Source organism: Paenibacillus sp. FSL R5-0527 (assembly GCF_038008055.1).
GTDB classification, from domain to species: Bacteria; Bacillota; Bacilli; order Paenibacillales; family Paenibacillaceae; genus Fontibacillus; species Fontibacillus macerans.
In genome coordinates, this window is sequence record NZ_JBBOYI010000001.1 from 2,900,019 (window position 1) to 2,915,787 (window position 15,769).

Consider the following 15,769-nt stretch of genomic DNA (forward strand, 5'->3'; position numbering starts at 1 on the left):
GCTGAAGCCCCTTGTTATTTTTTCAGCAATGCTTCGATTCGCCGCAAAGCATCCTCGTAACCGACCTTTCCCTTTTCTGCTTTCTCGCAAATTTTCCTAATAAGAATTATTGTTTCAATCATTGTGTCCTCCTGTTAATGAAAAGGCCAAAGCTCCGTGATTTATTTGAATGACTTGTACACGTTTTTCTTGAAATACTTCGCGTCATCAGCGCTATCCACAAAGAAGAACTCAGTAATCGTGAACCCTTTGCCTTTGCGTCCTTCTTCCACATTGTCGCAACGAGCCGCTTCGTATCCCTCCTTAGAAGCAGCCAGATACAGAGCTTCCAGAGCGCTCTCCACCTCATTCTCCGTCTTTCCGGTAATTGTAACCACTGCTGCGCGACATTTACCTTCACGATCACCAGAGTAGTCAATGCGCGTGCGAACATTTATCTTCTCTTTGATTACGAAGCTCTCGGTTACAGCCACCCACACGCCATCGGAATTTACGCATTCGTAGACTGCTTCCATCCCATTGTGGTAAGTCTTCATTACTGCCAATTCCATAACCTTTCCGTTTACAGTTGCCTTCATCGCTAGATGCCTCCCGCGTCAGGCCGCCGCCAGATTGTTCCGTTTTTTATGTCTTTATATTACATTCAATTGAATTCAGTTGCAAGTATATTTTTGAAATCAATTGAATTCAATTGCAATTCTGTTTATGATATACTCAAGAGGTGATGACATGAAGGAATCGGGGAATAGAGGGCTAGTGAATCGAAAGGCTTTATCGAATTCGCTTCGTAACGATCTGGCCGAACAATTCGACCGGCTTCATAAGGAAACTGATATCCCAAAATCAAAACTACTAGACCAAGCAATTGAATTACTATTGCAAAAGTACAACAAGAAAACTACCGACAGTTAGGTCTATTGTTATGAGAGGAGGAGGGCAAGGCAATGACAAACGAAGAATATGTAAAATTAATGAACAGTGATTTGGAAGCTCAGAAAAAGATGCTCTCTGTGATGAAGAGTTACGGCGCGAATCGTTGGTGGCTTTCAGATGATGTTAAACATATGAGTTACTATCAAATTTATGAAAACACGATATTAATTGAGTTTGAAGTGTTTCAGAAAGGTGTTGAACTCTTACTTGGACGTGAGGTGGAAACCGTTGAATTTTCACCCGGCCTGATAGAATTACTTCAAATTGAAGCCAAAAAAAAGTATTCGCCACCACAATAACAAACAGGTTAAAAGAATAGGAGTGATACCGTGGTTGAGGATTGGATCGATCATCATTATAAGGAATTGAAAAAATGGCCCCCGGTATAATCCTGAAATGCAGAAACTTGCAGCAGCGCATTATGTTGCTTCGCTCTTGGGACATTCCATGATTGTCAGGTAGAATCTTCTATAGCGGATCTTGAACCAGTGGTAACAGCTTATGACAAAATTTGTGATGGGAATTGGAGCAAACAGGTGAACGAGCAGTAGGGGAAAATTAATATGTTTTCGTAGAACCTCCTGGGAGTGATTCCAGGAGGATTTTATTTACATTGATTTACGAACGTGTATTCGCATATAATACAAACAAATGTTCTTATTTTGCTTGTTTGTAGGAGGAATGATCGATGAAACCACCCAAACGAATTATTATGTTAGGGGATTGCCAGTCTTTTTATGCCAGCGTTGAAAAGGCGGAGTATCCTCATTATAAGGATCGTCCTCTAGTAGTTGCTGGTGATCCAGAGCGCCGATCAGGCATTGTTCTGGCCGCATGCCCCATAGCTAAATCAAGGGGGATTACTACAGCAGAGAGACTGGGGGAGGCAGTAGCCAAATGCCCGGATCTTGTCGTAATAAGGCCACGAATGCAAACATATATTAACGTTTCCATGCTGATCACGGACATTTACAAAAGCTATACCGATTTGGTTGAACCGTACAGTATAGATGAGCAATTTCTTGATGTTACCAAGTCAATGCATCTATTTGCCGATAGCCCGGAAGAGCTCGCCTGTATAATCCAGAACCATGTCATGGTAGCTACAGGCGTGTATACTCGCTTTGGGATTGCCGAGACAAAGGTCTTGGCTAAAACGGCTTGCGATAATTATGCGAAGAAAAATCCGTCTGGCGTATACACCCTGAACAAAGAAATGCTTCCCGAGACGTTGTGGAAAAAGCCCGTTAGCGACATGTTTATGGTTGGCAGTCGGATGCATCGCCATTTTATGGCTATGGGGTTGTACACAATCGGCAGCGTTGCTCAGACGCCTCTGGCCAAGCTAAAACAGATGATGCGTCGCAAATTCGGTAAAAATTCGGACATCCAAGCTGAATTGTACTGGCGGATTGCCAACGGCATCGATGACAGTCCGGTTCAGCCGGGAACGCACCAAGTGCCCCCTAAGAGTGTCGGGCACATGATGACCTTATCGCGCGATTACTACAAGCTGGATGAGATCAAGGTGGTGCTGCTCGAACTGACAGAGCTTGTATGCCAGCGTTCCCGTGCCCTTGGCTTTATGGGGCATGTTGTATCGGCAGGGTGTATGGGAGCTAATTTTGATCGGCCTACCGGCTTTTCCCGACAGATGAAGATGCCCGATCCAACAAACGTCACCAAGCAAGTGTACGACGGCGTTATGACGTTATTTCGACGTCATTGGGACGGCCAGCCGGTTCGGAAGATTGGCGTCTCTCTGTCCGGATTGGTGAAGGATGAAGAGTACCAGATCACGTTGTTCGACGATCGTCCGAAATACCAGGCGCTCGAAAAAGCGACCGATGACATCAAACGGCGTTTCGGGGACTCGGCAATATTGCGTGCGGCATCGCTGACAACGGCCGGCCAGGCTCGACGAAGAGCCGAAATGATTGGAGGGCATTACAAATGACAAAAAAGTTGGAGGGTAACGGGCTTTGGGAATCCAGCCGCATGATGCTACCGGAGCACAAAGAAACCATCATTCGAAAGCAGCATGAAGAGGGACGGAAACAGCGGCCGGTACTAGATGATCAGGAAGTCGAATTGATCGAGCGAGCCATAGCCCAAGCTTTCCGTGAACACCGGCGCATTGCGATCTGCATTTGGGGAGAGTACGAAGACGTTGAAGTGAGCGGGTTTATAACCATAGTTCAAACTTACCTGCGTGAGATTAAACTGGTTATTGAACCGGGTGAATGGAAATGGATAAAAATAGAGGATATTTTAAGTGTAAGTTTAAACTAAGCGTAGTACTAAGAACATCGAAAGTCTCTTATATCCGCAGATAAAACAAGACCTAGCAAGACCTATAAGACGCCCGAGGCACTGGTACTTATTGTGATTAATTAGGTTTGTTATGGTTGTTCTCACTTTCTGTATGTTGAGTTTTTAGTGATCGAAGAAATAATAAATAATCAGAAGGCCCCCGCTAATAAACAACAAACCATAGTTAGAAAATTAGTTTCGTAAAACCATGATTGTATTGATAAATTTTTTAATCTATTATGTTAGATAGAAATATATGGGACTTCAAGTGAATTATAGGGGGTGTATAAATTGTCTTACGAAGATTATAAAGTAGATATATCAAATGATATTCAGGCATGCTTAGAGGACATGGGATGTCAGCCAATATTGTTTATCGGTTCTGGAATTTCTAAAAGATATTTTAATGCGCCTAACTGGGAACAACTTCTGGTTAGCTTGTCTGAAATGTGTCCGCGTATCGAAGATAGCTTTGCTTTTTATAGCCAAACAAATAGCTTTATGGAAATAGGCCAAATCTTTGCACAAAAGTTTAGGGAATGGGCCTGGAGAGAGGGAAAAAATGAATTTCCTGATGAATTGTTTCAAAAAAACACCCCTCCAGATATATATATTAAATACAAAATTAAGGAATTTTTAGAAAGTATAACTCCTGAAAATGTTCAGTTGATTGAAAACCAGGTATTACAAAAAGAATTGTTTGCTTTACAAGAAATAAGACCACATGCAATTATAACTACAAATTATGATCGTTTCCAGGAAATTGTATTTCCTGATTATACACCTGTAATAGGTCAGCAAATTCTCAAATCCAATTATAGTAGTGTAGGCGAAATTTTAAAAATACATGGTTGTGTTTCTGATCCTGCAAACTTGGTTCTTACGAGTGATGACTATGAAAACTTCTCAATTAAAAAGAAATATTTAAGTGCTAAGCTTTTAACTTACTTTGCAGAGCATCCATTAGTTTTTTTGGGTTATAGTGCTGAAGATCCTAATATCAGAGCAATATTGTCTGACATTGATGAAATCATTTCCACTGACAACCAATTAATACCGAATATTTACTTATTGGAATGGGATGCAGACATAGAAAAAAAGCCTCTGCCGGCTAGAGAAAAATTGATACCTATAGGTAACCATCGTAGTGTTAGAGTCAAGAGTATAGTTGCTAACTCTTTTGAGTGGGTGTATAAAGCCTTTGGTGCAAATGGAGCTTTGGAGAAAATAAATCCAAAATTACTTCGCGCTCTACTAGCAAGAACTTATGACATGATACGATATGATATACCGAAAAGAACAGTGGAAGTAGATTTTAGGGTTTTAGAGAATGCCATCAATCAAGAAGGGGAGTTAGCTAAAATATATGGAATCACCACATTAGATAATCCAACAGCACTAAACGCTGGGTTTCCCTATACAATTAAGCAAATTGGCAATCATCTTGGTTTTTCTGGATGGTATCAAGTGCATCGAGCTTTTGTACAAATAAAAGAAGAGACGGGTTTTGATATTAAAGCTAGTGATAATAAATATCACATTCGAGTGAAAATAGGTAACTCAACGTTTAGTAAATATTCTGAGGCTGCTGTAGATTTAGCGAGAGCTAAACTATTGGGAGAAGAATACCATTTAGAAATATGAAAGTGTTGCTTCCGAAGCAAGATGAGTATGCTAAGAATGTATATATTATATTCTTAGCTTTTTCTTTTTTTTAATGCGCTAGAGGTTAAAATTCGTACATTCAATAGATTATAAAGTTTGTTTAGATTTGGTTGGCAACCAAATAGTCAGCCGAACAACTTAACGGTTAATACGTGAAATATATTGCGTGGTAAATGTCGAGTGCAAAACTGCTGCCCTTTAATGCGGGGTTCAAACGAATCGTATCCATTAGGATAGGAAAGAAGTTTCTGAATACTTTCGTCGTCTTCTCTATACATAACACGACGAAATGTGTTAAAATGGTAATAGATAAGCCTTATTTTACCGTTTCTTAAGAGAGTTTTTTTTCGTCGTGTTATGTATGTACGTATGAGAGGGGTCCGAAATGTTTCACGAATTTATTCAACAGCTAGAAAATAGAGGCGTCTCCCACAAAACAGTTAAAAGTTACCAAGTGAGTTGGAAAAGGTTCGAAACCTGGTTTCAGTCTACGGATCGGGGTGGTGAAGTAAACGCCGTTTATGCAACTCAGAAAGATGTCGCGGATTTTAAGCGGCATTTGGATGTAGCTGGAGGGAAGAATGGAAAGCCGGCAGCTTCGTCAACGAAGGCTTTGACGTTTGTCCATTTGAACGCAATTTTCAGGTTTTTTGCAGATAAGGGATACATACCAGACAATCCGGTTGGTCCAGTAAAAAAACCACCTAGAGCACGCCGTCAACCCAAGTGGTTAACCAGGAATGAGCAGAACGCATTATTGAGGGAAGTTAGATATCGCGGAAGTGTAAGAGAAAATGCAATCATACTTACTTTTCTTCGCCTGGGTTTACGTGTCCACGAACTTTGCGATCTTCAGCTTACAGATCTGAAAATGAGCGATCGGAAAGGGACAGCATATATTCGTGGCAAAGGAGATAAAGATAGGGAACTGCCTATAGGCTCGGAACTGCGCGCTGCGCTTCAGACTTATCTGAATGAACGGGACGATTCAAGTCCATACGTTTTCGTATCAAGACGTTCGCCAAAATGTTCCGAGCGTGGCATTCAGCACTTGGTTGAGAAATATCGTGCGCGTACAGGAATACATCATTTATCTTGTCATAGCCTCCGTCATACGTTTGGCCATGACTTGCTTGTAGCCGTAAAAGATCTGCAGAAAGTGGCCATCCTCATGGGGCATTACAAAGAGAATGGAGAACCGAATCTTCAGATGACGATGATTTATACAACGCCCGGCGTGGAGGATCTGGAGGCGGCTGTGGAGTCGATCAGCTGGACATAAGCGGTTATGAGGAGGGAGACTTTATTTTATGGGAATCGGAACATATGAGTATTGGGAAAAAGTTTGGAACGAGCAGGGAACGAGTTTAAGCAATGGCGAAATGCTTGCTGCTGCGGTTGATTTCTGCCTTACAACCCATGGTCTGAAGGGAACCGAAAGACTCAAATGGATAAAAGAAGCACATAAAGTTTTTGAAAAAAACAGAAAAACTAATCCAGTAGATAAGAACCTGGAGGCTGCTGTGAAGGCAATCGGCTGAAAAAAATGAATGAAATTCACTTTAAGTATTAAAAGATTTAAGGAAGAATTGATTGGTGGGGAAAATAAATGACGAGTAAGATGAAAAAATACATAGCTGAAATGACAGATATTGTATTAGACACTAGTTTGCCAAAAGATTTCAGAAGTAAGTTTTTCGATCAAACAAGAGAAAAAGTCCTTAAAATACGTGATTTAAATACAAGATATGTTATGGAGTCTGGGATATTAGATATATTTAAAAGGCTAAAAGTTCCTGATGAAAAAATTAAAATAGAAATGAGTGAATACGGGATGGGTGGTGAAGAGCTTAGTCCATTCCCTTTTTACTTAGCTAGAATAGGGAAAGGGGAAGTTCTTAAAATAACCTTTCACGAATACCCAGAAGCCTACAAATCAGAGGTCCGAAGGACATACATCGTGAATGATTCTCTAATTGACGAATGGCTAGGAGATGGGTATTTCTGGCTTCATGTAGAAGACATAGACGATCCTACTTATGAAGGGTTCAAACCACGCTCAATCGATTACAATTTTTTGTTCAGCAGTAATGTCCCTAAAGAGATGGTACTTGAACATCCTAATTTGTTCTCTAACTTGCGTAGGGGAGAAGTTACACCAAGCCATGATCGGAGCGAAACAGACAAATTGAATCCTAAGCCCAAGCTTAAAGTAATCAAGGGAGGAAAGTATACAAAATGATCCGCCATTTACGCGCCATTTCAATGAGGGTAGGACACTCGGCGTAGATGATCTAGCAGTAGAGTCGATCAGTTGCCGGGCGTGGAGGATCTTGAGGCAGCGGTGAAAACGATCAACTGGACATAATTAAAAATGAGTGGGAGCGTGTTTTATGAGTAAAAAATCAAAGGAAACGAAATGGTTTGAAAATCAACAAGAAATTCCGGGCATTGTGTCTCAATTAAAGAAACATTATTACGACTACAAGGGCCTTGCCGGAGTGTTCCAAACGTAACCCTTCGAAGTTGATTTTGACAAGCTACTTGAAGTTTCGGAAGGGAATCAGCAACTAGTAGATGCAGTGAAAAAATATATTAATAAATGCTATTTCGATGAAGAAGGAAATTCAAAAGAATATGGTGGGTTTAAAAGAATTCATATTTCTCATTATCGGAAACGTGAAGAGATCTTCCCTGATCTACATGCTAAGGATTGGATTCATGTAGCTTTTGACCATGATTATTCAGTCCACATGATTGCTGGGCCAATCGGTGACGATTATGTAATTGATAACTTTGCGATGAACAAGTCATTCTTATACAGTATGTCTAAGATGCTCTAGTGGAAGAGCGGAGGCGGTCGTGGATGGACTTAAGTCATATCTATATTAGATTGGGTCGTTGAAGTTAAATATACATTAATTGAAAATGGGGTAATAGGGATGAGTACATTTTCTATAAAAATAGACAAGTTGAATCTTACGGATATACAAAATCTTGTAACTTATAAAGTAAGAGAGGGAAGTAACATTGAATATAAGTCGCAAATGATAAGAGAGGAGCAAATCTGCATTGCCGTTTCATCGTTTGCAAATGCTTACGGAGGGGATTTTTACATAGGAATAGAAGAGTCAAATGGAGAGCCTACATCTTTAGTAGGTATAGAAGTAGAAGACATTGATAATGAAGAACTAAGAATTAATAATATCCTTCAAAATGGGATTGAGCCTAAATTGGGACGGTATGATTTGAGATCTTTCCAAGTTGCTCCTGGAAAGTGCGTGATTTTAATTCGTGTATATCGAAGTTGGACACGTCCTCATCGTGTGATTAAAAACCAAAAATTTTATTCGAGAAAATCAAATGGTAAATTTCCGATGGATGTACATGAACTGAGGGAAATGTTTTTGGGCGCGACAGAATTTTCTAAGAAGTACGAACATTTTAAAGAGGAACGACTTCTATATTGTGTAAATGCCTATGGTGATCAACCTTTTTTTATGGTCCATTTTCTTCCCCTATCCTGCTTTGAACACCATTATTCGTTGGATATGGGACTTTTGGACCGAGTAAATCTTAAGCCAATAGCAAGTGCAGGTTGGAATCCCCGCATTAACTTTCATGGTCTATACTCAGAATCAGTGCGAGCTGAGTCGCGAATGCAGATTTTTAGAAATGGAATTATTGAACAGACATCGGTTAGGTTGACAAGGGAATCACAGATAAGCTCAGAGAATTTCGAAAAAACAATAATAGGTTGTATTATAGATCAAATCAAAAACTATAAAATTATGGGGATTGATGAACCATTTTATTTAACGTGTTCATTCTACGGCGTTGAAGGTTTTAATTTTATAATAAGACCCGATAGATTTTGTGACATTTTTCCGCTTTTAGAAGATAAGCTGGTTCTTCCTGAAATTCTCGTCGACCCAAGTATTATTGAACCTTTGACTCCTGTTGCAGTTGGTCAGACCATAATGCCTATATTAGATGCCCTTTGGAATGCTTTTGGGATCGCTAAGGCTGAGCTTGAAGTGGCGAGAACTAGTCGTTAAAAAGAGATGGAAATCGCGGACCTTACCATGAGTTAACGAAAAGGCACTGCATATATCCGTGGAAAGGGTGAAAAAGACAGGGAGTTACCTGTTAATGCAGAGCTGTGCGCGGCGCTGCAGGCATACTTGGAAGAGAGAGACGATTCTGTTTTATAATGTTGTTCGCACAGAAATAAAGAAGACCGGAAACCTGACAAAAGAGGGGTAGTGATATAGATGGAAATAGAAATGCGAATCGAAAGCTATGGAGACCTTGGAGAGTTTCCTCAGTTTATTGAAGAGCTGATTGGAAGACTGAGTGAGCAATTGAATTTGAATAACTTGGATCTGATTTTGTTTACCGAAAATTACGGACAGGATCTTGAAGAAATCCAGATTGAAAAAGGACTGCTGGTAGGTTACACCAACACAGAAAACCTAACTGGTGTCGCAAGATCCCTTACTTATATAAAAAATGGAGAAACTCGTTTTTCATTAGTTTTCAATGCTTCTATTATTTTAGGAATGATCGCATCCAAGCAACTAAACCGAGCTATCCATTTACTCATGCATGAGCTTGTCCATGTGCATGATGATAACTGCAAAGTCTATACCAATGAAGATATAAAAATTAGGCATTTTAATGATCTGGCTAATATACTCCGTACCTTTGGAGATAGTATTTGGTCTGAATTTTATGCGGATTTTATGGCTAGTAGAATGGTAGAGAGTCAAGAACAACTTGACCAAACGGAGAAAAGCGTAATTCAAGGAACAGCTACTATGAAGGAGGAGTTAGCAAATCTGATCGCCGACTACAGATCGGGTCATGCAGATATTGGATTCCTGTTTAAACGATTGCAGGAGATTACATATTTACAGCTGAAAATAACTGGAAACTACATCGGCCAGCTGCAAGGTTGTCATCAGGATCTTTCACCTTCGTTTAATGACTCATATTACAAATCAACGTTAGATTCATTGTGGTGTGAACTGTCAAAGTTACATAATTCCTATCCTACATGGCGGGGTGTTGAGGATATCGAAGTTCTTAATTCGATAACATTGAATTTATGGAAAATATTAGGATTTGATGTGCAACTAATAAATGGTGAATTATTTATTGGTGGATCATACGATATATTTACTTAATAGATTTGCAGTCGACCATATGGCTTAGCTAAAAAAGAGACAGTTAAGATAATTATGTTGACTGAATAATTATCTTAACTGTCTCTTTTTTTATTATCTATGGTGCATGAGGAGATGGCAGAGTTTTTTGAAGTAAAAGTGTAGAGCAATTAAGTTTTCTGAAGAATATGTTTAGGCAGTTGCATAAAGGTACCGTCTTCATTATTTAGGAAACTAATGACCCTATCAGGTGGGAAATAAATATCTTCAAAACTAAGATTGGGGTACGCACTCCAGATATGAGCTAAACAATGAGCATATATCTCCTGTGACCACTCATCGAATACATCTCCTGAAGGCTGGATTACCTGAACAATTCGTTCATTAGCCGATTCTATGGTTATATACCGAGGAGTGTATTTGGCTAGAAATTGCTTGTAATTGATTTTAGCATAAATCTCCTTAAGCTGGATTGGATGAAGAGTTTTGTCCTTATACTTATCAAAATACTCTTTTCCAAATTCCTCTTGAACCCCTGAGTCTTCGATGCATAGAATAAATCCAATATCGTTCATTTTCATGCCATAAACGGTTTGAATATAGCTGTCAAAGTAATTGAAATTTGATTCATCCCAATCTCCATCATCATATTCATACATTTTAAATATAAAAATTGAGTAGGGCTTTACAGGTAAGTATTGGGTTGGGAACCTAATACCCTGTAATAACATATGCAATGTATGGAACTTTTCCATGGTTTCAGGATTCATAATCGTACCAACCTGCGGATCTTTTCGGTCGATATTAAGAGACAACTCCTTAAAGAATAAACCGTAAAGAATTTTTGCAGCCCAGTAAAATATTTTGTCTTCATCCAACTGTATAAATGAATGATAGCCTCCATCTACAGCGATTGAAATATTTTTTTCAAGTTGAGATAAATATTCATTGTTGCACGTATTGCAGCAGGGGATTTTTAGCATTCGATAGGGAATATATGTCCTATTTAATAATGTAATGGTTTGATCCCAAAGATTAAATTTGTGCTGAAGCCATTTTGGAAAGATGTGTTCTTCTGTATTTTTTTCCAGTTTTCTGCCGCACAAAAAGCAATGGTTTTGAGAAAGGGGCATGTCCATTAGAATATCAACCCTTCTATTCATTTTCCCTGTTTTCTCAATTTTACCACATTAAATTATTCATTATCAGGTGAAAGACATGATCGATACAACTATATTCACAATGGCGAGCTACTGTTGATTGAATAATCATATGAGAAATGTAATGTTGAAGTACCCCTGTTCCAGTAACCGGCATTCGTTCCCACTCTTTCAGTAGTTGTCTTTTGGGAAAATGATGCACGAAACACGTTATGGTTTCGACTAGCCGTCTAAAAATTTATTATTTCTGATCTACTATTTAAAATAATTCCATTTAGTGTGCAGGGGTGTCACCTTCGCTGGTGCTACCCCTACAGTCTCCTTAATATCTTTTTAGAGCCGACCATGCTATTTCTGTTGGATTCCCTTGGCCATCGACAATCCTCATTAACGCTTCTTCCATTAAATCCAACATTTCAGACATATACTCATCATCTTCACACATTTGAGTAAATTGACGCAGGGTTAGCGTAACTGAATTTAAATCTGATTCAAGTAAATTCTTAGTTTAAGCTTTTGCTCATTTTTCATACGTTTTTTAAATTCTTTTCGTTCATTCCATTCATCTCAGTTAATTTTTGGCATTTATTAAACAATCCTTTATTATTAATAAGTTATACCTCAAATTTTATTACAGAAGGTAATGAAAAGGGAAGAGATTGCGGAAAAATGTCCCAAATAAAATCAGTGATAACATGGTGGTACTGAAGAATTCGCGCATCTCGAAATGATCGCGACGATGGTCTACAAGCTGACCAAAGACGCGACGCCAGAGATGCTGAAGGCCGCCGGGATGGACCCGTATTACGTGAACCACGACAAGGCGCTGTTCTACGAGAACGCGGCGGGCGTTCCTTGGACCGCCACATACATCCAGGCCAAAGGCGACCCGATCGCCGACCTGTACGAGGACATCGCCGCCGAGGAGAAGGCGCGGGCTACATACCAGTGGCTGATCGACATGACCGACGACGTCGACATCCAGGACGGTCTGAAGTTCCTGCGCGAGCGCGAAATCGTGCACAGCTTGCGGTTCCGCGAGGCGGTGGAGATTTTGAAGGAGGACCGGGAGCATAAGAAGGTGTTTTGAGGTGATGAGCGAGAAGATGGCCCCGCTGGAAAACTGCGGGGCTTATTTTTTTCCTAGGGAGGGCTTTATTCCCTGCCTTGCTCCACCTGCGGAACGACCGCTTGATGCAGGGCGGTGTCCAGCTCTTGCGTATATGCGTCGCGCTGCTTAAGGGTCCAGCCGAGGGCGGAGGACATAAATTCAATCACAGGCTGCTTCCATTCGCGCACCCAACGGATGTTGAAGAACAGCGCGCCCGTGCGGCGAATAAAGAAATCAACGGGCTTGACGGTCATTTCTTCGTCTATAGCGTACAGGAGAGGGACGAGCACTTCCGGCGGCAGTCCGCTTCGTTCCGCGTCTTCCCGCCGGCGCTCCGCGAGTTCGAAGATCCGGTCGACGTTGGAGCCGTACAAACGCGCCCAGCGCTCGGCAAGCGCAGCATCCAAACCGCGGCGAACGCCTTCCTCGCTTTTTTGCCGAACAAACTGCGGAAAGGCGTCGGAGCCGCCCACATGGCCGCCGGAAATCGGCATGTTTTTCGTCTTCGCCGCCACGAACCTGAGCCCTTCCTCCTGGCTTAATAGCCGCATGACCAGATCGACGATCGTTTCGGCCATTTTGCGGTATCCGGTAAGCTTGCCGCCCGCGATCGTAATCAATCCCGACGGAGATTGCCAGATTTCATCCCGGCGGGAAATTTCGGAGGCGCTTTTTCCCTCCTCATAAATAAGCGGCCGCACGCCGGCCCAACTGGATTCGATGTCCGCCTCGGCAAGCTGAACCGCCGGAAACATGTAGCGAATCGCCGCCATAATATAATCGCGGTCTTCCTTCGTCATGACCGGCTGAACAGGATCGGCCTTGTAGAACGTATCCGTCGTGCCTACGTACGTCTTGCCGTCGCGCGGGATGGCGAAGACCATCCGCCCGTCCGGCGTATCGAAGTAAATCGCCTGCGTCAAGGGAAACTTCGACTGATCGATGACCAGATGGACCCCTTTGGACAATTGAAGGTGCTTTCCGGTCTTGGACCCGTCTTTGTCGCGAAGCTCGTCGACCCAGGGGCCCGCGGCGTTGATGATTTTCTTAGCCCGGAACTCATACGCCGAGCCGTCCAATTGATCGACCACGCGCACGCCGGCGACCTTGTTGTTTTCATATAAAAAAGATTCGACTTTCATGTAATTCATGGCTTTTGCGCCGTAGCGAACGGCTTCTTTCATGACTTCAATCGTCAAGCGGGCGTCGTCCGTCCGGTATTCCACATAATAACCGCCACCCAGCAGCCCCTCCTGTTTCAGCAGCGGCTCGCGGGCCAGCGTCTCCTGCCGCGGCAGCATCCGGCGCCGTTCGCTGCGCTTGACTCCGGCCAGGAAGTCGTAGACACGCAGGCCGATGCCCGTGCTGAATTTGCCGAACGTGCCGCCGCGGTGCAGGGGCAGCAGCATCCATTCTGGCGTTGTCACATGCGGGCCGTTTTCGTAAACGATGGCGCGTTCTTTGCCGACCTCGGACACCGTTTTGATATCAAATTGCTTCAGGTAGCGAAGGCCGCCATGCACCAGCTTGGTCGAACGGCTGGAGGTGCCTGCGGCAAAGTCCTGCATTTCGAACAGCGCCGTGTGGAGCCCCCTCGTCGCCGCATCCAGGGCGATGCCGGCCCCGGTAATCCCTCCGCCGATCACAATGATATCCAGCGGCTGCTGCCTCATGGCTTCCACCATCGCTTTGCGGTTTGCTGCGGAAAATCTTACTGTCATCCCAATAACCTCCCTCGCCATAAAGACGGCGTAATAGTGCAACCTCTAATAGAATTGAACAAATAGAAGTGAACAAAAAAACCGCAACAACACCTCAGCCCTGGGCTAAAGTGTAATTGCGGTTTCAAGCTTCTCCAACCGAATTTAAATATTAACTTATTAAAAATTGTAGCATATTTCCGGCCTTATTTGAATACCTTTGTGGCCTCAATCGCTTTGCCCCAGCCGGCGTACAGTTCATTGCGCCGCGCTTCCGGCATCGTCGGCGTAAAGATGCGGTCGATGCTCCACTGCGCCGCAATCTCTTCCCGGCTCTCCCAGTATCCGACGGCCAGCCCGGCCAGATAAGCAGCGCCGAGCGCAGTCGTCTCATAGACTTGCGGGCATTCCACCGGTACGCCAAGCATATCGCTCTGGAACTGCATCAGGAAATTGTTCTGCACCGCTCCACCGTCCACGCGCAGTTTGGTAAGCTCAATCGAAGAGTCGGCCTCCATGGCGCTGAGCACGTCTTTGGACTGGTAAGCGAGCGATTCCAGGGTGGCGCGGATAAAATGTTCTTTGGAAGTGCCGCGCGTCAGGCCGAAGATGGCTCCTTTCACTTCGCTGTCCCAATAGGGCGTCCCCAGTCCGACAAACGCCGGAACGACGTACACGCCGTCTGTCGTATCCACTTTGCTTGCGTACAGCTCGCTGTCCTTCGACTCCTTGATCATGCGCAGGCCGTCGCGGAGCCATTGGATCGCGGAGCCCGCCACGAAAACGCTGCCCTCGAGCGCATATTCCACTTTGCCGTCGATGCCCCAGGCGATCGTCGTCAGCAGACCATGCGAAGATTGAACGGGCTGGCCGCCGGTATTCATCAGCATGAAGCATCCGGTGCCGTAGGTGTTTTTGGCCATGCCTTTTTTAAAGCAAGCTTGCCCGAACAAGGCGGCCTGCTGGTCGCCGGCGGCGCCGGCAATCGGGACTTCCTCACCGAAGAAATGGTAATTGACCGTCTTGCCGTAAATTTCGGAAGAGGAACGCACTTCAGGCAGCATCTGCTTCGGAATCGTCAGCAGCTCCAACAGCTCATCATCCCATTTTAATTCATGAATATTGTACATGAGCGTGCGCGAAGCGTTGCTGTAGTCGGTAACGTGCACCTCGCCTCCGGTCAGCTTCCAGATCAGCCACGTATCGATCGTGCCGAACAGAAGCTCGCCGTTCTCCGCTCTCTCCCGGACTCCCGGAACATGATCCAGAATCCATTTGACCTTTGTGCCCGAAAAATAAGAGTCGATCAGCAGCCCTGTTTTGGAGCGGAACAATTCGCCATGACCCGCGGCTTGCAGCTCGTCGCAAATGGATTTCGTCTGTCTGGATTGCCATACGATCGCATTGTAGACCGGCCGGCCGGATTCCTTATCCCATACGACCACCGTCTCGCGTTGGTTCGTAATGCCGATGCCGGCGATTTGGCTCGGCTTTACGCCGGATTCGATCAGGCAAGTCGCGATGACGGCGAGCACCGTTCCCCAGATTTCCAGGGCATTATGCTCCACCCAACCCGGCTCGGGGAAAATTTGCGTGAACTCCTTCTGCGCGACGTGGACGATTTGGCCCGCTTTGTTGAATAAAATGGCTCTGGAGCTCGTTGTACCTTGATCAAGCGACAAAATGTATTTTTCCATGTGAAGTTCCTCCTTTAAGTGT

At 43.4% G+C, this 15,769-nt stretch carries 15 protein-coding genes and 1 pseudogene; 12 read left to right on the plus strand and 4 right to left on the minus strand.

Translation table 11 applies throughout. From position 1 onward, the window contains the following. Window positions 1-161: 161 nt before the first annotated feature. Window positions 162-578 (minus strand): hypothetical protein, encoded by a 417-nt coding sequence (locus NYE69_RS12795; protein WP_340926482.1) that lies wholly within the window; start codon window positions 576-578, stop codon window positions 162-164. 151 nt (window positions 579-729) lie between these two features. On the opposite strand from NYE69_RS12795, the gene NYE69_RS12800 reads away from it, so the two are divergent. The 11 genes from NYE69_RS12800 to NYE69_RS12850 all read left to right on the plus strand — a co-directional run bounded on the left by NYE69_RS12800 (window position 730) and on the right by NYE69_RS12850 (window position 10,100). Continuing rightward, window positions 730-912: a ribbon-helix-helix domain-containing protein gene (locus tag NYE69_RS12800; protein ID WP_340926483.1), complete on the plus strand. Its 183-nt coding sequence runs from the start codon at window positions 730-732 to the stop codon at window positions 910-912. Between the two features lie 32 nt (window positions 913-944). Beyond that, window positions 945-1,232: a hypothetical protein gene (locus tag NYE69_RS12805; protein WP_340926484.1), complete on the plus strand. Its 288-nt coding sequence runs from the start codon at window positions 945-947 to the stop codon at window positions 1,230-1,232. A 389-nt stretch (window positions 1,233-1,621) separates the two neighbouring features. After that, a complete protein-coding gene (locus tag NYE69_RS12810; RefSeq protein WP_340926485.1) occupies window positions 1,622-2,890 on the plus strand; it encodes a DNA polymerase IV in 1,269 nt (422 codons plus the stop codon). Beyond that, on the plus strand, window positions 2,887-3,225 hold the full coding sequence (locus NYE69_RS12815; RefSeq protein WP_340926486.1) for a YolD-like family protein: 339 nt from the start codon (window positions 2,887-2,889) through the stop codon (window positions 3,223-3,225). The genes NYE69_RS12810 and NYE69_RS12815 overlap by 4 nt, the downstream gene beginning before the upstream one ends. A 312-nt stretch (window positions 3,226-3,537) precedes the next feature. Continuing rightward, window positions 3,538-4,890: an SIR2 family protein gene (locus NYE69_RS12820; protein ID WP_340926487.1), complete on the plus strand. Its 1,353-nt coding sequence runs from the start codon at window positions 3,538-3,540 to the stop codon at window positions 4,888-4,890. 406 nt (window positions 4,891-5,296) lie between these two features. Next, complete coding sequence (locus NYE69_RS12825) at window positions 5,297-6,193, plus strand: tyrosine-type recombinase/integrase (protein WP_340926488.1); 897 nt, start codon at window positions 5,297-5,299, stop codon at window positions 6,191-6,193. Between the two features lie 28 nt (window positions 6,194-6,221). Continuing rightward, window positions 6,222-6,452: a hypothetical protein gene (locus NYE69_RS12830; RefSeq protein WP_340926489.1), complete on the plus strand. Its 231-nt coding sequence runs from the start codon at window positions 6,222-6,224 to the stop codon at window positions 6,450-6,452. 68 nt (window positions 6,453-6,520) lie between these two features. Beyond that, window positions 6,521-7,153, plus strand: coding sequence for a hypothetical protein (locus NYE69_RS12835; RefSeq protein WP_340926490.1), 633 nt, complete (start codon window positions 6,521-6,523; stop codon window positions 7,151-7,153). Between the two features lie 151 nt (window positions 7,154-7,304). After that, the gene (locus NYE69_RS12840) at window positions 7,305-7,427 is read left to right on the plus strand and encodes a hypothetical protein (protein ID WP_340926491.1); all 123 of its coding nucleotides are present in this window, start codon (window positions 7,305-7,307) and stop codon (window positions 7,425-7,427) included. A 426-nt stretch (window positions 7,428-7,853) separates the two neighbouring features. Further along, entirely contained in the window at window positions 7,854-8,969 is a 1,116-nt protein-coding gene (locus tag NYE69_RS12845; protein ID WP_340926492.1) for an AlbA family DNA-binding domain-containing protein, read from the plus strand. Window positions 8,970-9,185: 216 nt separating this feature from the next. Further along, window positions 9,186-10,100 (plus strand): hypothetical protein, encoded by a 915-nt coding sequence (locus tag NYE69_RS12850; protein ID WP_340926493.1) that lies wholly within the window; start codon window positions 9,186-9,188, stop codon window positions 10,098-10,100. Window positions 10,101-10,249: 149 nt separating this feature from the next. Here NYE69_RS12850 and NYE69_RS12855 read toward each other — a convergent pair whose 3' ends face one another. After that, window positions 10,250-11,218 carry a hypothetical protein gene (locus NYE69_RS12855; protein WP_340926496.1) on the minus strand — a complete coding sequence of 323 codons (969 nt, stop codon included), beginning with the start codon at window positions 11,216-11,218 and terminating at the stop codon, window positions 10,250-10,252. A gap of 721 nt (window positions 11,219-11,939) precedes the next feature. On the opposite strand from NYE69_RS12855, the pseudogene NYE69_RS12860 reads away from it, so the two are divergent. After that, window positions 11,940-12,329 (plus strand): annotated as a pseudogene (locus NYE69_RS12860) (manganese catalase family protein); the annotation flags it as partial. Window positions 12,330-12,394: 65 nt separating this feature from the next. Here the strand turns inward: NYE69_RS12860 and NYE69_RS12865 are convergent. Together NYE69_RS12865 and glpK are read right to left on the minus strand one after the other, a co-directional pair. Next, window positions 12,395-14,071, minus strand: a complete 1,677-nt coding sequence (locus NYE69_RS12865) for a glycerol-3-phosphate dehydrogenase/oxidase (protein ID WP_340926498.1) — start codon at window positions 14,069-14,071, stop codon at window positions 12,395-12,397. A gap of 185 nt (window positions 14,072-14,256) precedes the next feature. Then, on the minus strand, window positions 14,257-15,747 hold the full coding sequence (gene glpK, locus NYE69_RS12870; protein WP_340926499.1) for a glycerol kinase GlpK: 1,491 nt from the start codon (window positions 15,745-15,747) through the stop codon (window positions 14,257-14,259). Between the last annotated feature and the right edge of the window lie 22 nt (window positions 15,748-15,769).